The 22,503-nt window shown below is 72.0% G+C and carries 24 protein-coding genes; 14 read left to right on the top strand and 10 right to left on the bottom strand.

Annotated elements, in window-relative coordinates:
• The 5 genes from ABZ807_RS06770 to ABZ807_RS06750 all read left to right on the top strand — a co-directional run.
• On the top strand, window positions 1-378 hold a 378-nt coding region (locus tag ABZ807_RS06770), incomplete at its 5' end, for a transposase (RefSeq protein WP_357153698.1).
• Window positions 379-431: 53 nt separating this feature from the next.
• Entirely contained in the window at window positions 432-1,232 is an 801-nt protein-coding gene (locus ABZ807_RS06765; RefSeq protein WP_357153696.1) for a glycosyltransferase family 2 protein, read from the top strand.
• Window positions 1,233-1,275: 43 nt separating this feature from the next.
• On the top strand, window positions 1,276-2,118 hold the full coding sequence (locus ABZ807_RS06760; RefSeq protein ID WP_357153694.1) for a glycosyl hydrolase: 843 nt from the start codon (window positions 1,276-1,278) through the stop codon (window positions 2,116-2,118).
• A 142-nt stretch (window positions 2,119-2,260) separates the two neighbouring features.
• A complete protein-coding gene (locus ABZ807_RS06755) occupies window positions 2,261-3,517 on the top strand; it encodes a nucleotide sugar dehydrogenase (RefSeq protein WP_357153692.1) in 1,257 nt (418 codons plus the stop codon).
• 37 nt (window positions 3,518-3,554) lie between these two features.
• The gene (locus ABZ807_RS06750; protein ID WP_357153690.1) at window positions 3,555-4,958 is read left to right on the top strand and encodes a polysaccharide deacetylase family protein; all 1,404 of its coding nucleotides are present in this window, start codon (window positions 3,555-3,557) and stop codon (window positions 4,956-4,958) included.
• A gap of 86 nt (window positions 4,959-5,044) precedes the next feature.
• On the opposite strand, the gene ABZ807_RS06745 is transcribed toward ABZ807_RS06750, so the two are convergent.
• Window positions 5,045-6,496, bottom strand: coding sequence for a glycosyltransferase family 39 protein (locus tag ABZ807_RS06745; RefSeq protein WP_357153739.1), 1,452 nt, complete (start codon window positions 6,494-6,496; stop codon window positions 5,045-5,047).
• 414 nt (window positions 6,497-6,910) lie between these two features.
• On the opposite strand from ABZ807_RS06745, the gene ABZ807_RS06740 reads away from it, so the two are divergent.
• From ABZ807_RS06740 to ABZ807_RS06725, 4 genes are all read left to right on the top strand, one after another.
• On the top strand, window positions 6,911-8,623 hold the full coding sequence (locus ABZ807_RS06740) for a nitrite/sulfite reductase (RefSeq protein ID WP_357153688.1): 1,713 nt from the start codon (window positions 6,911-6,913) through the stop codon (window positions 8,621-8,623).
• Window positions 8,620-8,781 (top strand): hypothetical protein, encoded by a 162-nt coding sequence (locus ABZ807_RS06735; protein ID WP_357102191.1) that lies wholly within the window; start codon window positions 8,620-8,622, stop codon window positions 8,779-8,781. The genes ABZ807_RS06740 and ABZ807_RS06735 overlap by 4 nt, the downstream gene beginning before the upstream one ends.
• Window positions 8,778-9,539, top strand: coding sequence for a phosphoadenylyl-sulfate reductase (locus tag ABZ807_RS06730; protein WP_357153686.1), 762 nt, complete (start codon window positions 8,778-8,780; stop codon window positions 9,537-9,539). The genes ABZ807_RS06735 and ABZ807_RS06730 overlap by 4 nt, the downstream gene beginning before the upstream one ends.
• Before the next feature lie 65 nt (window positions 9,540-9,604).
• Window positions 9,605-10,369 (top strand): CbiX/SirB N-terminal domain-containing protein, encoded by a 765-nt coding sequence (locus ABZ807_RS06725; protein WP_357153737.1) that lies wholly within the window; start codon window positions 9,605-9,607, stop codon window positions 10,367-10,369.
• A 125-nt stretch (window positions 10,370-10,494) separates the two neighbouring features.
• Here the strand turns inward: ABZ807_RS06725 and ABZ807_RS06720 are convergent, their stop codons facing one another.
• Both ABZ807_RS06720 and ABZ807_RS06715 read right to left on the bottom strand, forming a co-directional pair.
• Window positions 10,495-10,752, bottom strand: a complete 258-nt coding sequence (locus ABZ807_RS06720; RefSeq protein ID WP_073834718.1) for a WhiB family transcriptional regulator — start codon at window positions 10,750-10,752, stop codon at window positions 10,495-10,497.
• A 442-nt stretch (window positions 10,753-11,194) separates the two neighbouring features.
• Window positions 11,195-12,145 carry a diacylglycerol kinase family protein gene (locus ABZ807_RS06715; RefSeq protein WP_357153684.1) on the bottom strand — a complete coding sequence of 317 codons (951 nt, stop codon included), beginning with the start codon at window positions 12,143-12,145 and terminating at the stop codon, window positions 11,195-11,197.
• A gap of 43 nt (window positions 12,146-12,188) precedes the next feature.
• Between ABZ807_RS06715 and ABZ807_RS06710 the strand changes: the two genes are divergently transcribed.
• A complete protein-coding gene (locus ABZ807_RS06710) occupies window positions 12,189-12,578 on the top strand; it encodes a hypothetical protein (RefSeq protein ID WP_357153682.1) in 390 nt (129 codons plus the stop codon).
• 35 nt (window positions 12,579-12,613) lie between these two features.
• Here ABZ807_RS06710 and ABZ807_RS06705 read toward each other — a convergent pair whose 3' ends face one another.
• From ABZ807_RS06705 to sodN, 3 genes are all read right to left on the bottom strand, one after another.
• Entirely contained in the window at window positions 12,614-13,021 is a 408-nt protein-coding gene (locus tag ABZ807_RS06705) for an ATP-binding protein (protein ID WP_357153680.1), read from the bottom strand.
• 32 nt (window positions 13,022-13,053) lie between these two features.
• The gene (locus ABZ807_RS06700) at window positions 13,054-13,563 is read right to left on the bottom strand and encodes a GNAT family N-acetyltransferase (protein WP_357153735.1); all 510 of its coding nucleotides are present in this window, start codon (window positions 13,561-13,563) and stop codon (window positions 13,054-13,056) included.
• Between the two features lie 65 nt (window positions 13,564-13,628).
• Window positions 13,629-14,033 carry a superoxide dismutase, Ni gene (gene sodN, locus ABZ807_RS06695; protein ID WP_357153679.1) on the bottom strand — a complete coding sequence of 135 codons (405 nt, stop codon included), beginning with the start codon at window positions 14,031-14,033 and terminating at the stop codon, window positions 13,629-13,631.
• An 87-nt stretch (window positions 14,034-14,120) separates the two neighbouring features.
• On the opposite strand from sodN, the gene ABZ807_RS06690 reads away from it, so the two are divergent.
• The 3 genes from ABZ807_RS06690 (at window position 14,121) to ABZ807_RS06680 (ending at window position 16,912) form a co-directional block, all read left to right on the top strand.
• On the top strand, window positions 14,121-14,468 hold the full coding sequence (locus ABZ807_RS06690) for a S24/S26 family peptidase (RefSeq protein ID WP_357153677.1): 348 nt from the start codon (window positions 14,121-14,123) through the stop codon (window positions 14,466-14,468).
• A 141-nt stretch (window positions 14,469-14,609) separates the two neighbouring features.
• Window positions 14,610-15,788 (top strand): NADP-dependent malic enzyme, encoded by a 1,179-nt coding sequence (locus ABZ807_RS06685; protein WP_357153675.1) that lies wholly within the window; start codon window positions 14,610-14,612, stop codon window positions 15,786-15,788.
• A gap of 161 nt (window positions 15,789-15,949) precedes the next feature.
• Window positions 15,950-16,912 (top strand): zinc-binding dehydrogenase, encoded by a 963-nt coding sequence (locus ABZ807_RS06680; RefSeq protein WP_357153673.1) that lies wholly within the window; start codon window positions 15,950-15,952, stop codon window positions 16,910-16,912.
• Window positions 16,913-16,932: 20 nt separating this feature from the next.
• Here ABZ807_RS06680 and ABZ807_RS06675 read toward each other — a convergent pair whose 3' ends face one another.
• Together ABZ807_RS06675 and ABZ807_RS06670 are read right to left on the bottom strand one after the other, a co-directional pair.
• Entirely contained in the window at window positions 16,933-17,898 is a 966-nt protein-coding gene (locus tag ABZ807_RS06675) for a chlorophyllase (protein ID WP_357153672.1), read from the bottom strand.
• 99 nt (window positions 17,899-17,997) lie between these two features.
• Window positions 17,998-18,885: an alpha/beta hydrolase gene (locus tag ABZ807_RS06670; RefSeq protein WP_357153670.1), complete on the bottom strand. Its 888-nt coding sequence runs from the start codon at window positions 18,883-18,885 to the stop codon at window positions 17,998-18,000.
• A 159-nt stretch (window positions 18,886-19,044) separates the two neighbouring features.
• Between ABZ807_RS06670 and ABZ807_RS06665 the strand changes: the two genes are divergently transcribed.
• Window positions 19,045-19,224 carry a hypothetical protein gene (locus tag ABZ807_RS06665; RefSeq protein WP_357153668.1) on the top strand — a complete coding sequence of 60 codons (180 nt, stop codon included), beginning with the start codon at window positions 19,045-19,047 and terminating at the stop codon, window positions 19,222-19,224.
• 66 nt (window positions 19,225-19,290) lie between these two features.
• Here ABZ807_RS06665 and ABZ807_RS06660 read toward each other — a convergent pair whose 3' ends face one another.
• A complete protein-coding gene (locus ABZ807_RS06660; RefSeq protein ID WP_357153667.1) occupies window positions 19,291-20,412 on the bottom strand; it encodes an acetate kinase in 1,122 nt (373 codons plus the stop codon).
• Window positions 20,409-22,493 (bottom strand): phosphate acetyltransferase, encoded by a 2,085-nt coding sequence (pta, locus tag ABZ807_RS06655; protein WP_357153665.1) that lies wholly within the window; start codon window positions 22,491-22,493, stop codon window positions 20,409-20,411. Before pta ends, ABZ807_RS06660 begins: the two co-directional genes overlap by 4 nt.
• Window positions 22,494-22,503 lie beyond the last annotated feature (10 nt).

The following is a 22,503-nucleotide window of genomic DNA, read 5'->3' as shown; positions in this document are numbered from 1 at the left end:
CCCTGCGACGACACGCTGTTCCCCGGCGCCCGGCAGGTCTTCCGGCTCCGCCGTGACACCGGCGGTCTCGACGGCGTGCGCACCAGCAAAGACATCATCCACGGCATCGTCAGCGTCGACGCCGACCTGGCCGGCCCGGACCACCTCAACCACTACGCCAGAGGGCACTGGGTCGTGGAAAATCGCCTGCACTGGACCCGGGACGTGACCTTCCACGAAGACGCTTCCCAGCTCAGGACCGGTACCGCCCCACGGGCCATGGCCACCTACCGCAACCTGTCCCTCAATACCTTCCGCCTCGCCGGACGCGCGAACATCGCCCACGCCCGCCGCGACCTACACGACCGCAGCGACGTCTTCGCCGTCTACGGCATCTAACAAACCATGATCAAACCGGACACTCCCGAACAACGCCGGGGCCGTGGGGGTCGGTGCTCGTCAACTCGGGCGGGATCTCGCTGTACCGCGCGCGGGTGATCGACGAATGCCGCCATGGTTACGCGAATGAGGAGTTCTTCGGACGTCGCGTCGAATTCTCTGACGACTCCTACCTGACGCTTCAAGCGTTGCTCCGGGGCAAGACCGTCCAGCAGGCGAATGCCTTTGCGTTCTGCGTCATGCCGGAACGCCTCTCAAACCACCGACGGCAGTTCCTGCGCTGGTTGCGTGGATCATTCATCAGATCCTTCTGGCGTTTCAAGTACCTGCCTGTGTACCGGATCGCATATTGGCTGCACGCACTGAAGTGGGTGCAGGCCATCGCATCGACCATCATCGTGTCCTGGTTTGTCGTGGTAAAGCCGGTAGCCGATGCCGTCGCCTGGTTGCGGGGTGCGGGAACTGGTGCGTTGATAGCGGACGCGAAGATGCTCCTGCTGACGCTTGGGATGCTAGTCGTGTTCGGCTACGTCCAACTGTTGCGGATCTTCACGGTTCGGCGGTCCGATCAGACGAGGCCGGCACAATTGGGTTGGTTCCTTCTCCTTGCGCCGGTCGCGACCCTGTGGCAGTGGTCGGTATTGCGGGTGTGGCGCCTCTGGGCTATTGCCTCCTGCATGCGCTTCAAGTGGGGCACCCGGCAGCAGATTGAGGTCGCGATCGGAGGTGATCATGAAGAGGTACTTGCTGGTGCTTCCGCTGCTGCTACTGGCTGGATGCGCGATGAAACCGTCATCTTCTTTCCAGGGCCGTCAGTCCGCGGTGAGCGCGACAGATCCGGCTTTACGCGCTAGCGCGATTCATGCCAACGTCTCCATGCTCCGGGCGGACAGGCCCGTGTTTGGCATCACGTCGGACAAGAACGCCGTAGAAGAGTCTGACCAGATCGTGAAAGAGACTGGATGCCGACCGGTGTGGCGAGGCGTCTACGCGTCCCTCGGGGCTCCGTTCGAGTTGTCCAGGCTGACCGATGCCGCAGGTGTTCCCTTCCTGACGATGCAGCCGAAGGACCTGGGCTCGGTCGTCAAGCAGAAGTCCTGGTCGCTCGCGTCGATCGTCTCGGGCAAGCACGATTCCCAGTTCCGTGCCGTTGCGGACACCGTCGTGGAATATGGCGACCCGGTGGTGATCCGGTATGCGCCGGAGATGAATGGGAACTGGTCACCGTGGGCGGCCGGTGTCAACGGCAATACCCCGGCCCAGTACGTCAAGGCTTGGCGGCACGTGGTGACGCTGTTCCGAGAGGCGGGGGCGACCAACGTCCTGTGGCTCTGGGCTCCGAACATTGTTCGTGGTGCGACCGTGCGCGGCATCGACCAGTTCTGGCCGGGCGACGGCTGGGTCGACCTGGTCGGCTTCACCGGCTACGGGGTCGGGAGTTCCGCCTTCGGGTTCGAGTCCGCAGCGGGCGAGACGTTCGATGCCACCATGAAGCTTCTGGATCGATACTCCAAACCGGTCGTCCTTGCCGAGACGGGTGTGGCTGGGATCAACAAGGCCCAATGGATGACGAGTTTGGGACCCTGGATGCGCGCCCATCCGAACGTTATCGGACTGATCTGGACCCAGGCGCCGCCGCCGCATTCCAGTGCGGACTGGCGTTTCGATGACACCCCCCGCAACCTGAAGACCTTCAAGAAGTCGGTTGTTCCGTACCTGGCCTGTCTTCCCGGTGGTTAGCTCGGATCGCGTCGCGGCGGTGCGTGGAGCGTCTGCTGCAGCAGTTGGAATCTGGCACGAAAGTTCGGTTCGGGCCTACCTGCCTGAACTGGTTCGATCCGGCTGGGCATACGGGGCCTAGTCACCCAGCAAAGGAGCAACCGTGGCTGTCGACGTAGTCATACTTGGGCTCGGATACGTAGGGCTCCCGCTGGCTCGCGAAGCGACGTTGGCGGGCATGTCCGTGATCGGCTTCGACGTGAACAAGGAATTGGTGGCGGCTCTCAACGCCGGCCGGTCCCACGTCGATGATCTTTCCGACGGCGACATCGTCCAGATGATGGAGAGTGGTTTCCGCGCCACGTCGGACGAGTCCGAGATCGCCGCGGGCAAGGCGGCCGTCATCTGCGTACCGACGCCGCTGTTCGAGGAGGGTGGCCCCGATCTCGGTGCCGTCCAGTCGGCCACGGAGGCCGTTGCGCGCAATCTCCGGCCCGGGATGCTCGTCGTCCTCGAATCGACGACGTATCCCGGCACCACCGACGAACTGGTGCGTCCCATCGTGGAGACCAGCGGCCTCATCGCCGGTAAGGACTTCCACCTGGCGTTCTCGCCCGAGCGCATCGACCCGGGCAACAAGGAGTTCGGTCCCCGCAACACGCCCAAGGTCGTCGGCGGCCACACGCCCGCGTGCACGGAAGCCGCGGCGGCCCTGTACGGGCGTTTCGTCGACACCGTGGTGCGTGCCAAGGGCACCAGGGAGGCCGAGACGGCAAAGTTGCTCGAGAACACCTACCGGCACGTCAACATCGCGCTCGTCAACGAGATGGCCAAGTTCTGCCACCGGCTCGGGATCGACCTGTGGGATGTCATCCGCGCCGCGTCGAGCAAGCCGTTCGGGTTCCAGGCCTTTTACCCGGGGCCGGGCGTGGGCGGTCACTGCATCCCGATCGACCCGAACTACCTGAGTCACAACGTGCGCGTACGACTCGGCTATCCGTTCCGGTTTGTCGAACTCGCGCAGGAAATCAACGCCACGATGCCGGCCTATGTGGCAAGGCGGGCCCAGAACCTCCTCAACGAAGCCGGACTGGCGACAACCGGCGCGAACATCCTGCTGCTGGGTGTCACGTACAAGGCGAACATCGCAGATGAGCGCGAGTCCCCGGCCGTCCCGCTCGCTCGTGACCTGAGCAATCTCGGTGCGAAGATCAGCTACCACGATCCGTTCGTTGCGGAGTGGCAGCCAGGCGTCGGTGTCATGCGGGTTGACGATCTGGAAGGCGCCGTCGCCTCGGCTGACCTCGTGATCCTGGTCCAGAACCATCGTGAGTACGACGCTGACCTTCTTGCTGCGAAGGCGAAGCGCTTCTTCGATACGAGGGGAGTCACGCGCACTGACGAGGCGTTCCGCCTTTAGCGAGCCGGTGTGCGCGAACTATAGGGCCATGAGGCATGTGAAGGTTTCCCGGCGGGGCCTGCTCACCGTCGGTGTTCTCGGGGCGGCCGTGCCCGCGACCGCTATCGCGCTGGGCGTGCCATTGTCGATGGACAGCGAACGAGAACCGATGATCGCCCCAGCTTTCCCGTCGGGGGGGCGGGACGCCTCCAGCATCGTCACGTCGATGCAGGCCGGGCACGGGTGGACAACCAGCGGCAGGGTCGGCGGCTTCAACCTCAACGACAGCGCGGTCTTCGTCCATGGCAGCCAGTCGGCGTCGGTCACGACTGACGGGGCGGGTGCTACGGCGACGCTGCGCCGGATTGGCCTGCCGGCGATCAACCTGACCGGCAAGGCGTTGCGCCTGCTGGTGCGGGTGGACAACTACACCCGGGTAAACACCCTCAGCTTCTTCGTCGGCACGTCCAGCCTGGGGAACAACTTCAAGTGGCGTTTCAACGCCAACACCACTTCGTCGCAAATCGGCCTGGCCGGTGACTGGGTTGCGGTGACCCTCCAATGGTCGGAGATCAACACCGTTGCGGGCGCCTACGCCCTGTCGCCGACGGGTGCGCCGAGTACCACCAGCGGGTTCACGGACATGCAGATCCAGGTGTCCGACAAGGGCACGGGCCCGGTCACCCTGTGGCTGCAAGCGGTCGAGGTCATCGACTCGGCGGTGTCGACCTGGCCGAAAGGCATCATCTCCATCACCTTTGACGATTCCAACGACTCCGCCCGGCTGGCCGTGCAGAAGATGGACACGCTGGGCTTCCGGGGCACGCAGTACACGATCGCAGACGCGATCGGAACGCCGGGCAAGCTCACCCTCGCCGAGCTGCGGTCATTGCAGGCCATGTCCGGCTGGGAGATCGCCGGGCACTCGTATGCGTCGTCGGCGCACGCCACCCGCTACCCGAAACTGACGGCACAGCAGGTGGACGACGACGCCCGCAACCTGAAGGCGTGGCTGGTCGGCAACGGCTTCCACGGTGACAGCTTCGCGTACCCGGGCGGCCGGTACGAGAACACCGTCGACGGGGTGCCCGTCGACCAACTGGTGGCCCGCTACTTCGGCTCAGCGCGGACGATCCTGTCCGAGGTAGGGGTGTCGACGCACGCGGCGATCGACGCGATTCCGGCGGCAATGCCGCACCGGATGCGCGGCATGTCCTCAATTAGCTCCCTGGCAAGCGGTCCGAACAAGCCCTCCAAATTGACCGGGGCGGGCGGAATGCTCGACAAGGTGGCAAGCAACGGCGGCTGGCTCAACCTGGTCTTCCACCAGATCGTGACCGGTGCGCCCACCGACCCGGCTGAGATCACGCAAACCGCCTTCAATATGATCATGGACGCCATCGCCGCACGGGGAATCCCCGTTATCCCGGTGAGCGACGTCGTTCGAAGGGCAGGTGTCTGACATCCTCCCCCGTCAGCCGAACGCCTCTCGGCAGGCGCGGCGTGAGCACCCGCACGGGCTTGCACACCTTCATCGGCGGCTCGGCGTCAGCGGGTGAGGAGGGCCACGGTGATGCCGGGGCGCGGCCAGACCTGGTGGACGGTGAAATCATCCCGCAGGGCGAAGCCCTTCTCGCCGGGCACGGCGGCCAGCGGGTCGGTCCGCTGCCCGGACACCACCAGCCACACCCGGGGTACGCCGGCCAGGCAGTCCGCCGGCCGGGCGCACTCGCTGGCCCAGAGGTCCGCGCGCTGCCGCTGATCGCGGACCACCAGCACGTCGCGGGGCGACCGCGCCCCCAGGTGGTACGCGATCCCCAGGTCGAGGAAGAGCCAGCTCTGCCGGGGCGAGTAGACGATCGCGTCGCCCGGCTGCCGGTGCGCGGTGATGACCCGGGCCGCTCCCCGGTAGTCGACGGGGGCGCTGCGCGGCCACTCGTGCGTACGGCGCAGCGCCGCCTGGTCGGGCAGGCCGAGCACCCCGGCCAGGGTTACCACGGCGAGCGCCGGCGCCAGGCGTACGCCGGCCAGCGCCGCCCCGGCCAGCAGGCAGGCGAACGGCACGGTGAAGACCAGGTAGCGGGTCACCCAGAGCGGCACGAGTGTCCCGGCGGCGAAGAGCAGCAGTACGGGCAGCACGATGGCGGCACCGGGCAGCAGCGCCCGCCGGCCGAGCCGCCCCGCGCCGAGCGCGGCGAGGCCGACCAGCAGCCCGCCCACCACCCCGCTCTGCGCCACCCCGCCCGGCAGCGCTGTCAGGTCGGCCGGGCGGGCCAGGTGCACCCAGTCGAGCTGCCGGGACCGCTGCTCCCGGGCGAGCAGCACCAGCGGGGTGACCAGCAGCGCGGCCGGCAGCAACGCGACCACCCACCACCCGACCAGCCCACCACGCGATCTGCCGGTCGTCGCGTTGGCGGCCTGGTCGAGGGCCGGTGAGTCGAGGCCGGCCGCCGCCGGGCCGCGCCACGTGGCGAGCAGCACCACGAGCCCGTGCGCGGCGAGCAGGGTGAGGGCGATCAGGTGGGTCAGGCCGAGGGCGGCGACGGCCAGCGCGTACCCGGTCCAGCGCCACCCGGTCGACCGCCGCAGCGCCCCGACCAGCAGCAGCGTGGCGAGCATGGCGAACAGCGTGGCGAGGGCGTACGGGCGGGCCTCCTGGCCGTACCGGGAGGTGCTCGGCACGACGGCGAGGAGCAGCCCGGCGAGCAGCCCGACCCGGGCGGTGACCAGCCGTTCGCCGAGCCGGGCGGTGAGCGCGGCGGCCCCGGCCATGGCGAGCGCGGACGGCAGCCGCAGTGCGGTCGGCGAGGTCCCGGCCAGGGCGGTCCAGCCGTGCATCAGGAGGTAGTACGGCCCGGTCGCGGCGTCGATGGTGCCGGCCAGCCGGACCAGGTCGCCGACCGGGCGGGTGGCGGCGCTCCAGGTCGCCAGCTCGTCGCGCCACGGCTGCGCGTGCCCGATCCCGGCGAGGGTGACCGCGAGCGTGACCAGCGCCGGCACCGCCTCGACCCACCACGTCCGGCGGCCGTCCGGGGTCCCGGCCGGTGTGGGCGACGCAGGAGTGGTCACCTGTCGCAGCGTCACACAGGTCCACCGCGCGGGTCCGCCGATTCGCGGTGCGGCCACCCATGCCCGTGATGTGGGATCACACACTCGGTCATTGGCTGGCCATCGTGGGCTGTGGGAGCATGTGGCCCATGACCGCCGCCGTCGTCCGCCGCTTCGTGGCCCGTCGCCACGTCGACTACGGCCGCGTGCGCAGCGCGATCTGTCCGGCCTACTGACGACGCCCGACCCATCCGTCTCGGGCGCGCTTCCGCGCCGGCCGTCATCGACATCGCCGTCCTCGGCCCTCGCCAGGGCCGGCCGCCGCGTACGCGCTCCCGGGCACAGCAGACAACGGAGGACGCCGCGATGGCGGTCAGCAGCACCCCGGCCCGCCCCGAGACCCCGACGGCGCCCGCCGCCCGGGCACCCCGACGCGTGCGCGGCGAGGGGCAGTGGGCACTCGGCCACCGCGAGCCGCTCAACGCCAACGAGCGGATCAAGAAGGACGACGACCCGCTGAACGTCCGGGCCCGGATCGAGAACATCTACGCCCACCGCGGCTTCGCCTCCATCGACCCGCAGGACCTGCGCGGCCGGTTCCGCTGGTGGGGCCTCTACACGCAGCGCAAGGCCGGCATCGACGGCGGGCGTACGGCCGTGCTGGAGCCGCACGAGCTGGAGGACGAGTTCTTCATGCTCCGGGTGCGGGTCGACGGCGGGCAGCTCAACCTGGCCCAGCTGCGGACGATCGCCGACATCTCCCGCGAGTTCGCCCGGGACACCGCCGACCTCACCGACCGGCAGAACGTCCAGTTCCACTGGATCCGGGTCGAGGACATGCCGGAGATCTGGCGCCGGCTGGAGGCGGTCGGCCTGCAGACCACGGAGGCGTGCGGCGACTGCCCGCGCATCGTGCTGGGCAGCCCGGTGGCCGGCGTGGCCGAGGCCGAGCTGGTCGACCCGACCCCGGCCATCGACGAGATCGTCCGCCGGTACGTCGGCGACCAGCGGTACTCCAACCTGCCGCGCAAGTTCAAGTCCTCGATCTCCTGGCTGGTCGACACCCCGTACGAGGCGAACGACATCGCCTTTCTCGGCGTCGACCACCCGGAGCACGGCCCCGGCTTCGACGTCTGGGTCGGCGGCGGCCTCTCCACCAACCCGATGCTGGCCAAGCGGCTGGGCGTCTGGGTGCCGCTGACCGAGGTGCCGGACGTGTGGGCCGGCGTGGTCGGCATCTTCCGCGACTACGGCTACCGCCGGCTGCGCAACCGGGCCCGGCTGAAGTTCCTGGTCGCCGACTGGGGCGTGGAGAAGTTCCGCGAGGTGCTGGAGAAGGAGTACCTGGGCCGCACCCTGCTCGACGGCCCGGCCCCGCAGCTGCCCGACAAGCCGGTCGACCACATCGGGGTGCACCGGCAGCGCGACGGCCGCAACTACGTCGGGGCCGCCCCGGTGGTCGGGCGGGTCTCCGGCGGGCAGCTCGCGAGGCTGGCCGACGCGGTCGAGGCGCACGGCAGCGACCGGGTACGGCTCACCCCGTACCAGAAGCTGCTGGTGCTCGACGTGGCGCCGGAACGGACGGAGTCCCTGGTCGACGCGCTGCGCGGGATCGGCCTGGAGGCCCGGCCGTCGGCTTGGCGGCGCGGCACCATGGCCTGCACCGGCATCGAGTTCTGCAAGCTCGCCATCGTCGAGACCAAGGCGCGCGGCGAGGAGCTGGTGGCCCGGCTGGAGCAGCGGCTGCGCGACTTCGACGCCGACATCTCCATCCACATCAACGGCTGTCCGAACGCCTGCGCCCGCACCCAGGTGGCCGACATCGGCCTCAAGGGGCAGCTGGTGGTCGGTCCGGACGGTCAGCAGGTGGAGGGCTTCCAGGTGCACCTCGGCGGCGGGCTGGGCATGGCCCAGGGGCAGACCGCCGGCTTCGGCCGCAAGCTGCGCGGCCTGAAGACCACCGCCGAGGAGCTTCCGGAGTACGTGGAACGACTGGCCCGCCGCTACCTGGCCGGCCGGACCGAGGGCGAGACGTTCGCCAACTGGGTGATCAGGGTCGACGAGGAGGAGCTCCGATGAGTAGCGAAACCCGTTCCGCGCCGCTGTACTGCCCGTACTGCGGCGAGGAGGACCTGCGGCCGAACGAGGCCGGGCACGGTGCCTGGGAGTGCCACGCCTGTGCCCGCGTCTTTACTGTGAAGTTCGCCGGCCTGCTCGGCAAGGTGGTGGCCCGATGAACCTGGTGTCCGCGGTGACCCTGGGCCTGGTCGGTGTCGGCGGACCGAAGCCGGCCGAACCGGCCCGGCGCGACCCCGAGGAGCTGCACGCGCTGGCCGAGCGGGCCGGCCGGGAGCTGGAGGGTGCCCCGGCGCTGGAGATCGCCCGCTGGGCGGCGGAGACCTTCGGCGACCGGTTCTGCCTGACCAGCTCGATGGCGGACGCGGTGCTGGCCCACCTGGTCTCCCGGGTCGCCCCCGGCGTGGACGTGGTCTTCCTCGACACCGGGCTGCACTTCCCGGAGACGCTGCGGGTGCGCGACGAGGTGGCCCGGCGGCTGCCGGTCACCGTCCGCTCGATCCGGCCCCGACAGACCGTGGGCCAGCAGGACGGCGAGTACGGCCCGCGGCTGTTCAACCGCTCGCCGGACGACTGTTGCCAGCTGCGCAAGGTGGAGCCGCTGGAGCGGGCGCTGGCCGGGTACGACGCCTGGGCCGCCGGGCTGCGCCGGGACGAATCGCCCACCCGGGCGAACACGCCGGTGGTGACCTTTGACGCCCGGCGCGGCAAGGTGAAGGTCAACCCGATCGCGGCCTGGACCCAGGCAGATGTGGACTCCTACATCTCCCGGTACGACATCCCGGTCAACGAGCTGTTCAGCCGCGGCTACGGCTCGATCGGCTGCTGGCCCTGCACCCGACGCACGAAGGCGGGCGAGGATCCGCGGGCCGGCCGCTGGGCCATGTTCGAGAAGACCGAGTGCGGCCTGCACGTCTGACCGGGGCGGGGGCCGGCGCGGGGCCGCCCGCGCCGTTCGACGGACCTCCCGGTCCAGCGGCGGGGATCGCGTCCGGCCCCGACCCGGCGCCGGGCGGCGGCCCTGCGCCGGTGGTGCTGGTGGCGCACGGCAGCCGTGAGTCTCGGGCGGCCGAGGCGACCCGGGCCCTGGCGCGAGCCGTGGTGGCGGCCCGGCCCGGGACGGCGGTCCTGCCGAGCTGGCTCGACCACACCGCACCCGACCCGACGGCGGTGCTGCGCGCGCTGGCAGCGGCGGGCCACACCCGGGCGGTGCTGGTCCCGCTGCTGCTCACCGCCGCCCACCATCGGCGGGTGGACATCCCGGCGGCGGTGGCGGCGGCCCGCGAGACCGCGCCGGAACTGGCGGTACGGGTCGCCGACGTGCTCGGCCCCGCCGACGGCACGGTCGATGCCCGGCTGCTGGCCGGGCTGCGCCGCCGGTTGGCCGAGGCGGAGCCGGGCGGCTTCGACGCGCTGGTGCTGGCGGCGGCGGGCACCCGGGACGCCCGGGCGCGCGCCTCGGTGGGTCGGGTCGCCGCGGCGCTCGCCGCCGACCTGCGGGTGCCCTGCACCGTCTCGTACGCCTCGGCGGCGCCACCCACGGCGGACGTCGCGGTGGCCCGGCTGCGCGCCGCCGGGGCCCGGCGGGTGGCCGTGGCGGCGTACTTCCTGGCGCCGGGGCTCTTCCACGACGGGGTGGTGGCGGCCGCCGGCGAGGCCGGCGCGGTGGCGGTCAGCGGGCCGCTGACCGACGCGCCCGAGCTGGCCGAGCTGGTGCTGCGGCGGGCCGACCCGGGGGATCGGTGGTGACCGGGTTCGCCGCCGCTTTCATGATCGATCCGGCGCCGCCCGGGTACCGGGTGGCCGGGCGGCGTCCGGACAGCAGTACGCCCCGGCGGGTCGGACCCGGCCGGGGCGTACTGCTGTGTGGTCGGTCAGGCGGAGTGAGCGCGCAGCACCCGGAGACCGCCGCGGCGCTTGACCGCGCGGCGCTCCTCCTCGCTCATCCCGCCCCAGACGCCGGCGTCCTGACCGGACTCCAGCGCCCACTGCAGGCACTGGTCGGTCACCGGGCAGCGCCGGCAGACGGCCTTGGCCTGCTCCACCTGCAGGAGGGCCGGACCGGACGTCCCGATCGGGAAGAACAGCTCCGGGTCCTCGTCACGGCAGACGGCATCGTGGCGCCAGTCCATGGCGGCAACACTCCTCATTCTGGATGGGTGGCGGATAATGCTGGTGCTTTTCCCATATGCATCCGCAGTGCCGGTCGTAACGGTTCGCGTCCGACTATTCGGCAGTGCGTGAGCAGGCTCGTTCAGTCTCTGGACCTGCTGGAACGGCTCAACCTGCCGAGCATATCCAGGCAATGTCCCGGTAACTCAAGTTCGCTTGTGAATACTTTCACGAACGCCGTCGATGTCAAGGGTGGCGCGAGGAAAAACTCCGCACGGTGAGCAAGCTCACGACCCTTTTGTCCGGATTCCAGGCGTCCCTGGTTACCCGGCGTACCACAGTTGGGGATCAATATAGTACAGTCCGCATGACATTGCTGACATTTCCGGCACCACCCCTCGGCGTGGCGACCACCGCGTCGTGCGATGTGACGACCGCCCGACCTAGGGCGTTACCCGAGACCTAGCAGATTACTCTCAGTGCCTCGGGAACGGATGTAAATCTGACTTTCTCCCGCTCGCCAAGGTAGTCGCCGTCGAGCTGGAACGCCTGGGGACGGGCGCTGGTCAGTGTGAACTCGGCCACGTCGTGCAGCCGGAGCACCTGCTTGCCCCGCGGATCGGGGTGTCCGGACAGGAACTGCGTCACCGTGCGTGTGGTGCTGGCCACCCGGAGCCGGCGCAGCGCCAGCACGTCCAGCCCCAGGTCGAACGACGCCTCCGGGTTCGGGTTGATCTCCCGGTCGCCCAGGTACGTCCACGGGGCGCAGTTCTGGATGATGACCGTCGCCAGCTCGGCCTCGGCCGCCTCACCGGGGCGCTCCAGCATGATTGCCGGGTGCCGCCGGTCGGAGCCGACGAAGTACTGGCTGAGCGTGGAGCGGAAGTAGAGCGCCGGCGTGGAGACCCGGCCGCGCCGACGGGCCTGCTCCACCCGGTGGATCACCGCCGCGTCCACCCCGAAGCCCGCGCAGAAGGTGAAGTAGCGGTCGTCGGCCCGGCCCAGCCCGATCGTCCGCGAGCGGCCCAGCCGCAGCCCCTCCAGGATCATGCTGGTGCCCTCCGGCCACTCCCGGGGCAGCCCGAGGGCGCGGGCGAAGACGTTGGTCGAACCGCCCGGCACGGTGGCCAGCGCGGGCAGCCGCTCGGCGGGCGTACCGCCGGGGCGGGTGGCCGGTGGCTCGGCCGTCATCAGGCCGTTCACCACCTCGTTGACCGTCCCGTCGCCACCCAGGGTGACGACGACGTCCACCCCCTCCGCGGCCGCCTCCCGGGCGATGTCCGTGGCGTGACCCCGTCGCCGGGTGTACCGCACCGACAGGTCAACTTCGCTGCGCAGCGCCCGGACCAGCACGTCCCGGCTGCGCTCGCTGGTGGTGGTGGCCTTCGGATTGACCACCAGGACGGCCCGCATGGGCGGCACTGTACCGCGATCCACCACGGGTATCGTGGCGCGCGTGACCATCGACTCCGACCCGGTGCCCGACACCCTCCGCTGGGCGGTACGGCTGCTACGTGGCGAGGCGGTCGCCCTGGCGCTGCTGGCCGCCTGGCTGATCTGGGCCGACCTGACCGCCGCCAAGACCGATCTGGTGTCGGCACTCTTCGTGACCGGGTTCGCGGTCGCCGGCGCCGCCGCCCTGTGGGCCCTCGGCAGTGCGCTGGCCCGGCGCCGGGCCGGAGCCCGGGCGCCGGCGATGGTGCTCGAACTGATGCTGCTGCCGGTCGGCTGGTTCATGATCTCCGGCGGCATGGGCTGGCTCGGCGTACCGCTGATGGTGCTCGGTGTCGGTGTCTGCGCGCTGCTGGTCAGCTCGCCCACGACGCGGGCCCTCGGCTTCGAGTGAGCGCGCCGCCGGACGGGCGGCGGCCGCGCGGCGGCTCAGTAGCCGGACGAGCGGCGGGTCAGCAACGAGATGGTGGCCCGACCGTCGGCCGCGTCGGCCGACGCGGCCGTGGTCAGCGCGGTGAGCACCTTCCAGGCGAACGAGGACTCCGACGGCAGCGTGGCGCCCCGCACGGTCGGCACGGTCACCTCGACGGTGAGCGCGTCCTCGGTGACCGAGAAGCGGCACTCCAGCTCGGCGTCGCGGGTGGCGATGGCGAGCAGCATGGCGCAGGCCTCGTCGACCGCGATGCGCAGGTCCTCGATCTCGTCCAGGGCGAACTGGAGGCGGGCCGCGAGCCCCGCCGTGGCGGTGCGCAGCACGCCGAGGTAGCCGCCGTCGGCGGGCACGGTGAGGTGCACGACGTCGTCGTCGGTCGTCGCCTGGCCGGTCAGTTGAGTCACGCCTCATCCCCCCGGTCGGGGACTCTACCCTCTCAGGCGGCCGGCCGGGCGGGGGCCGTGGCCGACTGGACGGCCAGCCCGTGCAGCGCCGGCCCGCTGAGCCGGTAGGGCACCCACTCGTCCAGCTGCACCGCACCGATGGAGGCGTAGAAGCGGGCCGCCGGATTCCAGTTGATCATCCACCACTCCAGCCGCTCGTAGCCGCGTTCCACGCAGATCGCGGCGAGCGCGGCGAGCAGCAGGCGGCCGGCGCCGGTGCCCCGGTGGTCGGGACGGACGTACAGGTCCTCCAGGTAGACCCCGTGCACGCCGGCCCAGGTGGAGAAGTTGAGGAACCAGAGCGCGAACCCGACCGGGGAGTCCCGGTCGTCCACCGCGACGTGCCCGAACAACGCCGGCGCGGGGCTACGACTACTCCAGCTCGGCGCGTCTGACGCCGCGCCGCGACCTGGAGCAGTCGCGAACAGGGCGGCGGTGAGCTGCTCGGGGGTGAGCCGGCACTGGTCGGCCGCGCGCTCGTAGTCGGCGAGTTCATGCACCATCGCGACGACGGCCGGCACGTCCTCGGGACGCGCCGGCCGGATCGTCGGTGCCGAAGCAGCGGGGGTCACGCCTTCTTGGTCTCCCAGAAGATCTTCGAGATCTCGTCGATCTTCTGCAGCAGCTCGTCGGCCTTGGTGGGGTCCACGCTGCCCTTGGCGCCGGTGGCGCCGGCCAGCTTGGTGGCCTCGTTGAAGAGCTGGTGCAGGTGCGGGTACTTCTCGAAGTGGGCCGGCTTGAAGTAGTCGGTCCACAGCACCCACAGGTGGTGCTTGACCAGCTCGGCGCGCTGCTCCTTGATGATGATGGCCCGGGTGCGGAACTCCGGGTCGGTGTTGGCCTGGTACTTCTCGCAGATCATTTTGACCGACTCGGCCTCGATCCGGGCCTGCGCCGGGTCGTATACGCCGCACGGCAGGTCGCAGTGGGCGCTTGCGGTCAGACGGGGCGAAAGGATGCGGGGAAGTCGCATCAGAGTCCTCCACGGGATGTTTGCGATGATCCAAGCCGACACTACTCCTGGGGACGTCCCCGGCAGGGGCGGAGGGGAAACCTGGTGATGGTCGAGGGGACGGGCCCGCCGACGCGGCTGCGTCGGTGGCTCACGGCGGTCGGTGTGACCGGCCCGTCCATGTCGCCCACGCTGCGGCACGGGGACGCCCTGCTGGTCCGTCGCGGCGGCCGGCCGGTCCGTCCGGGTGACGTCGTGGTCGCGGTCTTCCGGACCCGGCCGGAGCTGCTGGTGGTCAAGCGCGCGGTCCGCCCGCAGGACGGCGGCTGGTGGGTACGCGGCGACAACGGACTCGTCACCGACGACTCCCGGGCGTACGGCGTGGCCGACGTGCTCGGCCGGGTGGTGCTCCGCTACTGGCCCCGTCCCGGCCGGCTGCCTCGCACCCCGTTATGACCCTGCTCACATCGGCGCATCCCTGGCGAGACTATGCTCGGGAAGTGCCCGGGTGACCCCCGCACCGCGTGCCGCCGCCAGGCGCCTCACCTCGCGCCCGCGTCCGGCCGCTCCGTCTGCTCGACAGATCCTGGAGTCACCATGTCTGCGTCCACCGTGGATCCCGCCGATCCCGTCTTCCGGCTGCACGTCGGCGGCAAGATGGCCGTCGCCTCGACGGTCCCGCTGACCAGCCGGGAGGATCTCTCCCTCGCGTACACCCCGGGCGTCGCCCGGGTGTGCGAGGCGATCGCCGCCGACCCGGCCCTGGTCGACGACTACACGTGGGTGTCGCACACTGTCGCGGTGGTCACCGACGGCTCCGCCGTCCTCGGCCTTGGCAACATCGGCCCGCGCGCCGCGCTGCCGGTGATGGAGGGCAAGGCGGTGCTGTTCAAGCAGTTCGCCGGCGTGGACGCGGTACCGATCTGCCTGGACACCCAGGACGTGGACGAGATCGTGGCGACGGTGACCGCCCTCGCCCCCTCCTTCGGCGGGATCAACCTGGAGGACATCAGCGCCCCCCGCTGCTTCGAGGTGGAGCGCCGGCTGGACGAGGCACTGGCGATCCCTGTCTTCCACGACGACCAGCACGGCACCGCGATCGTCGTGCTGGCCGCGCTGCGCAACGCGGCGGCCCTGCTCAACCGCAAGCTCGGCGACCTGCGGGTGGCGGTCAGCGGGGCTGGCGCGGCCGGGGTGGCGGTGACGAAGATGCTGATCGCCGGCGGAGTGAACCCCGACCAGGTGGTGGTCTGCGACTCCAAGGGCATCATCGGCCGGCACCGCGACGGGCTGACCGGCACCAAGGCCGAGCTGGCGGAGTCCACCAACGCTGAGGGGCGGCGGGGCGACGTCACCGAGGCGCTGCGCGGCGCGGACGTGCTGGTCGGCGTCTCCGGCGGACAGATCCCCGAGGAGGCGATCGCCGGGATGGCGCCCGGCGGCATCGTCTTCGCGTTGGCCAACCCCAACCCCGAGGTGCACCCCGAGGTGGCCGCCCGGCACGTCGCGGTGGTGGCGACCGGGCGTAGCGACTACCCCAACCAGATCAACAATGTGCTGGCGTTCCCCGGGGTGTTCCGGGGCGCGCTGGACGCCCGGGCCACCCGGATCACCGACGGGATGAAGGTGGCCGCGGCGGACGCGATCGCCGGGGTGGTGGACGAGTCGCTGACCGCCGACGCGATCGTGCCCTCCCCGCTCGACCCCCGGGTGGCCCCGGCGGTGGCGGCGGCGGTCGCCGAGGCGGCCCGGCGCGACGGCGTCGCCCGCGCCTGACCCGGGCGCACATCCCTCCCATCCGGATCCGCGCGGTCTCCGGCGGAAAGTGGTCTCCCGACGCCGGGAGACCACTTTCCGCGTACGCGGAAACCCGCCGGCCACCGGGGACGGGTTGTTGTGGGGGCGTGTGGTGTCTCGGGGGCGTTCTGCTTGTTACGGTGCCGACCATGCGTGCCGCCTATGCCTCGAGCTTCGACACCGACAATCCCCTCGCCGCGTTGACCGTCGGCGAGCGCCCCGAGCCGACCCACCCGGACGAGGACTGGGTGACCGTGCAGGTGCGGGCCAGCTCGCTCAACCACCACGACCTGTGGTCGCTGCGCGGGGTGGGGCTGTCCAGCGACCAACTGCCGATGATCCTGGGCTGCGACGCGGTCGGCACCGACCCGGACGGCAACGAGGTGGTCATCTACCCGGTGGTGCCCACCCCCGGTGACCCGCGCGGCGTCTCCATCCTCTCCGAACACTTCCCCGGCACCCTCGCCGAGCGGGTGGCCGTACCCCGGATGAACCTGATCCCGCTGCCGACGGGCCTGCCGGCGACCGACGCGGCCTGCCTGCCGACGGCCTGGCTGACCGCGTGGCGGATGCTGACCACGAAGGGGCGGATCGGCGACGGCGAGTCGGTGCTGGTCCAGGGCGCGGGCGGCGGGGTCGCCACGGCGGCCGTCGCCCTCGGTGTGGGGATGGGCAAGCGGGTGTACGTGACCAGCCGGGACGCCGGCAAGCGGGAGCGGATCGCCGCTCTGGGGGCGACCGCGGTGGAACCCGGCGCGCGCCTGCCCGAGCGGGTCGACGTGGTGATCGAGACGGTCGGCGAGGCCACCTTCGACCATTCGCTGAAGTCCGCCGCCCCGCTGGCCCGGATCGTGGTCTCCGGGGCCACCGCCGGGCACGAGCCGAAGATCAACCTGCGCCGCGTCTTCGCCATGCAGCTGGAGATCCTCGGTACCTCCATGGGCACCCCGGACGAGCTGACCGACCTGCTGGCCTTCTGCGCCGAGCACGAGGTGCGCCCGGTGGTGGACAGCATGGTGCCGTTCACCAGGGTTGAGGACGCCTTCGCCCGCCTGCGCTCCGGTGACGTCTTCGGCAAGGTGGTCGTCGACCACACCGCGTGACACCGCCAGCCGGGCAGCTGTCAGAGGTGGTCGTCGAGGGTGGCGAGGTTGCCGCGGGTGGCGTCGGCGGGGAGGCGGTCCCGGGCCGCCGCGTCGCCGTAGAGGGTCCAGCGGAGGAACTCCAGCGTGGTGTCGGAGACCACCCGCAGCGCCGCGCCGTCGGTGAGCAGGGCTCGGCCGTGGTCGCCCTTCGGCAGGCTCAGCATCGCCTTCGGCCACGGCACGGCGTCGTACACCGCCTTGCCGGCGGCGTAGTCGACCACCTCGTCGGCCTCGCCGTGCACGAAGAGCTGCGGCGCGGCGGCCCCGGCGAAGGCGGTGCCGACCCCGAGCGCGGTACCGGCGAAGACCACCCCGGCGTCCAGCCGCTCGTCCCGGCCGGCGGTGAAGAGCCCGATGGTGGTCACCCCGCCGGCCGAGTGCCCGGCCGCGGCCACCCGGTCGGTGGCCAGCCGGCCGCGCAGCGGGTCGCCCGCCTTCCCGTCCAGCGCGAGCACGTTGTCCAGCGCGTACGAGACGTCGGCGGGCTGGTTGAGCACGTCGAGCACGTTGCCGTCGGCGCCCCGGCTGGTGTGCGGGAAGGCGGGCGCGGCCACCACGAACCCGGCCGCCGCCCAGCGGGTCAGCAGCTCCAAGTAGTCGTCCGGCCGGCCGTTCAGGCCGTGGCTGAACATCACCACCGGGAACCGCCCGTCCGCTGCGGTCACCCCTCGTTCCGGCGCGCCGCCGGCGTCGCCCCGGGCCGGGTACCACAGGGTCACCGGCAGCGGTCGGTTGCCGTCCCGGTTCAGCTTCACCTGGCGTACGCCGACGGCGAAGGTCTCCTGCGGCGCGGTGCCGGCGGGGACCCGCGGCGCGGGGGTGGTGGCCTTCGGCGGCTGCGGCGTGGCCGGCCGGGCGGTCGGGGCGGGGGCCGCCGAGCAGCCGGCGAGGCCGACGGAGAGCAGCGCGGCGGCGAGCAGGACCGGGGTGCGGCGACGGGACATGAGTCCGATTGTGCCCCGCCCGCCGGCGTGTCCGGCCACTGTTGGACACGGGTGTGACCTGCCGTGGACCGCCGGTGGCCGGTCCGCCGGTGGCCGGGCTCAGGGGTGCAGGCGGTCGTCGAGGGCGGTGACACCGGGCCGGAGGGCGTCGGCCGGCAGGCGCCGGGCGGCGTCCCGGTCGTCGTAGAGGGTCCAGCGGAGGAAGTCCGTGGTGGTGGCGAGGACCTGGTCGAAGCCCGGGCGACCCGGGGTCAGGTATTCGCCGTGCCCCTGCCCGAGCAGGCTCAGGAAGGCCGCAGGCGGGCCGGCGCGGTCGTATGCGGCCCGACCGACGCCCAGCGGCACGATCGGGTCGGCGGTTCCGTGCACGAAGAGCAGGGGAACGGCCGGTCCGGCGAAGCTGCCGGCCAGCGCGCCGCCGGCGATCACGATGCCGCAGCGCAGCCGGGCGGAGTGGCCCGAGACGAACATGCCGGCGGTGGTGAAGCCTCCCGCCGAGTGGCCGGCGGCGGCGACCCGGCCGGCGTCCAGGTGCCCGGCGAGCGGGTCCCCCTGCCGGGCGTCCAGGCGGGCGAGGTGCCGGATCAGCCGCCAGCCGTCCGCCGGCTGGTGCCGTACGTCGGCCCGGGTGAAGTCCCGGGCCCGCAGGTTGGTGTGCGGGTACGCCGGCGCGGCCACCACGAAACCCGCCGCCGCCCAGCGGGTGGTGAGCCCCGCGTGCAGCTCGGGCAGGCTCCACAGGCCGTGGCTGTAGACCACCACCGGGAACCGCCCCGGGGCGACCCGCCCGCTCTCGGTCGGGTACCAGAGCGTCACCGGCAGCGGCCGGGGCCCGGTCGGGTCGATCGTGAGGGTGCGTACCGCGACCGGGTGGAGCCGGTCCGGAGCGTGCCCGGCCGGCGGCGCCCCGCCGACCGCGGCGGTGGCCGGGCCGCAGCCGGCCAGCAGCGCCGTGATCAGCGCGGCAACCGCCCGTTGCACCCCCATTCCGCAACGGTAGGTGGCCGGCGGCCCACTGCGGCCCCGCCGTCCGGACCGGGTGGCGCCCGCCGCCCGGCCGGTTCCCGTCCACCGCTCGGACCGGAGACGTCACCCCTGGGTGCGCCGGGCCGGTGCGGGGTACCCGGTTTCGCTAGGGTCTCCGGCATGTCTGACGAGTACATGGACCCCAGCGGCAACACCGAGCAGTTCCGCGCCTTCGCCCACGCGGAGCCCGCCGCGCCCGCCGCGCCCGCCGAGGTGGCCTCCCGTCTGCCGCTGCTCGTCGGCGCGGCCGTGGTGGCGGTGCTGCTGGTCGCCGTCGCCGCCTGGCTGGCGCTGGGCTGAGCCTTTCCGTCACGGCTCGGGCTCAGGGCCGCCCGGGTTGTGGCCGCCTGCCGAGCGCAGCCGGAGTCAGGCGTGGGCCTCGACCACCGCGCGGGTCTCCCGGGCGATCTCCCGCTCCTCGTCGGTGCCGACCACGCAGACGGTGACCTCGGCCCCGTCGGGTGAGATCACCCGGTCGCCGTGGCCGGAGTTGCGGGCCGGGTCGACGGCGATGCCCAGCCGGTCCAGGCCGGCCAGCGCGGTGGCCCGGACCTCGGCGGAGTGTTCGCCCACCCCGGCGGTGAAGGTGACCGCGTCCACCCGGCCGAGCAGCGCGTAGTACGCCCCGACGTACCCGGTGATCCGGCGGCAGTAGACGTCGAAGGCGAGCGTGGCGGCCGGGTCCCCGGCGGCCCGCCGTTCCAGCACCTCGCGCATGTCGTTCACGCCGGTGAGGCCGAGCAGCCCGCTGCGATGGTTGAGCAGGTCGTCGATCTCGTCCACCCCCATCCCCGCCTCGCGGCGCAGGTGGAAGATGACCGTCGGGTCCAGGTCCCCGCTGCGGGTGCCCATCACCAGGCCCTCCAGCGGGGACATCCCCATCGAGGTGGCCACGCTGCGGCCGCCGGCGACGGCGCAGGCGCTCGCCCCGTTGCCCAGGTGCAGGTTGATCGTGTGCAGCGCCTCGTACGGCCGGTCCAGCAGCTCGGCCGTGCGCCGGGAGACGTACGCGTGCGAGGTGCCGTGGAAGCCGTACCGGCGGATGCCGTAGCGCCGGGCGATCTCCCGGTCGACGGCGTACGTGGCGGCCGCCTCGGGCAGGGTGTGGTGGAAGGCGGTGTCGAAGACGGCGACCTGCGGGACATCGGGCAGCGCCTCCCGGGCCACCTCGATGCCGGTCAGGTTGGCCGGGTTGTGCAGTGGCGCGAGCGGGACCAGCTCCCTGATCGCGGCGAAGACCGCGTCGTCGATGAGGATCGGCTCGCTGAACCGCCGGCCGCCGTGCACCACCCGGTGCCCGACCGCGCCCAGCCCGGTCAGGTCGAGCCGGTCCAGGATCTGCCGCACGGCGCTGGCGTGGTCGGCCGGCCCGCCCCCGGGCTCGCCGATCCGCTCCACGGTGCCCTTGTCCCGGACGGTCTCGCCGTCGTACAGCCGGTACTTCACGGACGAGGAACCGCAGTTGAGCACCAGCACGCGATCGGTCACGGGGTCTCCTCGGGTGACGCGGCGGCCTGGATGGCGGTGATCGCCACGGTGTTGACGATGTCGGCGACCGTCGCGCCCCGGGACAGGTCGTTGACCGGCCGACGCAGGCCCTGCATCACCGGGCCGACCGCGACCGCGCCGGCCGAGCGCTGCACCGCCTTGTACGTGTTGTTGCCGGTGTTCAGGTCCGGGAAGATGAACACCGTCGCCCGGCCGGCCACCGTGCTCTGCGGCAGCTTCGTCGCCGCGACCTGAGGGTCGATCGCCGCGTCGTACTGGATCGGGCCCTCGACCAGCAGGTCCGGGCGGCGCGCGCGGACCAGCTTGGTGGCCGCCGCGACCTTCTCCACGTCCGCGCCGGTCCCCGAGTCACCGGTGGAGTACGACAGCATCGCCACCCGCGGCTCGATGCCGAACCGGGCGGCGGTGTCGGCCGACGAGATGGCGATGTCGGCGAGCTGGGCGGCGTCCGGGTCGGGGTTGACCGCGCAGTCGCCGTAGACCAGCACCCGGTCGGCGAGCAGCATGAAGAAGACGCTGGAGGCCACCGAGACCCCGGGCACGGTACGGATGATCTCGAACGCCGGGCGGATGGTCGCCGCCGTGGTGTGGGTGGCCCCGGAGACCATGCCGTCGGCGTGCCCGGTGGCCACCATCATCGTGCCGAAGTAGTTGGGCTGCGCCACGATGTCGTGCGCCAGCTCGACGCTGACGCCCCGGTGGGTGCGCAGCCGCGCGTACTCGACGGCGAACTCGTCGCGCCACCCGCTGGTGGCCGGGTCGACCACGTCCGCGCCGGTGACGTCGATGCCGAGCTCCCGGGTGCGGCGGGTGACGTCGTCGGGGCGGCCGAGCAGGGTCAGGTCGGCCACCCCCCGCCGGAGCAGGACCTCCGCCGCCCGCAGGATCCGCTCTTCGGCCCCCTCGGGCAGCACCAGCCGGCGGCGGGTGGCCCGGGCCCGGTCGATCAGGTCGTACTCGAACATCAGCGGGGTGACCCGCTCGGACCGGCTGACCCGCAGCCGGCGGGCCAGGTCGACGGTGTCCACGTTGCCCTCGAACGCGCCGAGCGCCGCCTCGACCTTGCGCGGGTTGGCCGGGCTCGGGCGGCCCTCGATCCGGCTGGACGCGGCCACCGTGTCGTAGCTGTCGCTGGGTACCGAGAGCACCGCCAGCCCGGTGTTGAGCCCCTCGACCAGCCGCATCGCGCGGGGGTCGGGCTGCTCGCCGAGGGTGAGCACCAGCCCGGCCACCGAGACCTGCCCCGCGACGTGCGCGGCGCTGGCGGCGACCAGCAGGTCCGCCCGGTCGCCCGGGGTGATCACCAACGCCCCGTCGGTGAGGTGGTCGAGCAGGGTGGGCACGTGCGCGGCGCCGACCACGTAGTCGAGCACGTCGCGGCCGAGCGCGGCGTCGTCCCCGGCGAGCAGGGTGGCGCCGAGCGCCGCCGCCACCTCGGCCACCGTCGGCGCCGACACGGTCGGCACCTCCGGGATGGCGTACGCGGGAACGGGCAGCTCCGGCAGGGTCATCGGCCCGGACACCCGGTTGGCGATCACCGCCAGCACCGTCGCGCCCAGGTCCTCCAGATCGTGGTACGCCCCGCGCGCCGCCGCCGCGATCGCCTCCGGTTCCTGCCCGAAACCGTCGACCACCGGCACCACCACGCTGCCGAACTCGGTGGCCAGCCGGGCGTTGAAGGCCAGCTCGCGGGGGCCCGCGCCGTCGCCGCCGTCGGCGAAGTCGCTGCCCACCACGACCACGGCCGGGCAGCGCCGCTCGACGTTGCGGTAGCGCTCGACGATCCGGGAGATCAGCTCCTCCCGGCGGCCGTCGGCGACCAGCGCGCCCGCCTCGGCGTACGTCGCGCCGGTCAGCTCCCGCTGCGGCAGGTCCACCCGGTAGCGGTCGGTGAGCAGGGCGAGGATCGGGTCGGGGCCGGTGTCGGCGACCAGCGGCCGGAACGCGCCGATCCGCTCGACCTGTCGGGAGAGGAGTTCCGCGAGGCCGAGGGCGATGGTCGACTTCCCCCCGCCGGACCCCACGCTGGTCAGGTAGACGCTGCGGGCCACGCACCCCACCCTAGAAGAT

Source organism: Micromonospora sp. NPDC047548, from assembly GCF_040642975.1.
Lineage (GTDB): Bacteria > Actinomycetota > Actinomycetes > Mycobacteriales > Micromonosporaceae > Micromonospora.
This window is presented reverse-complemented; position numbering and strand designations above follow the sequence as displayed.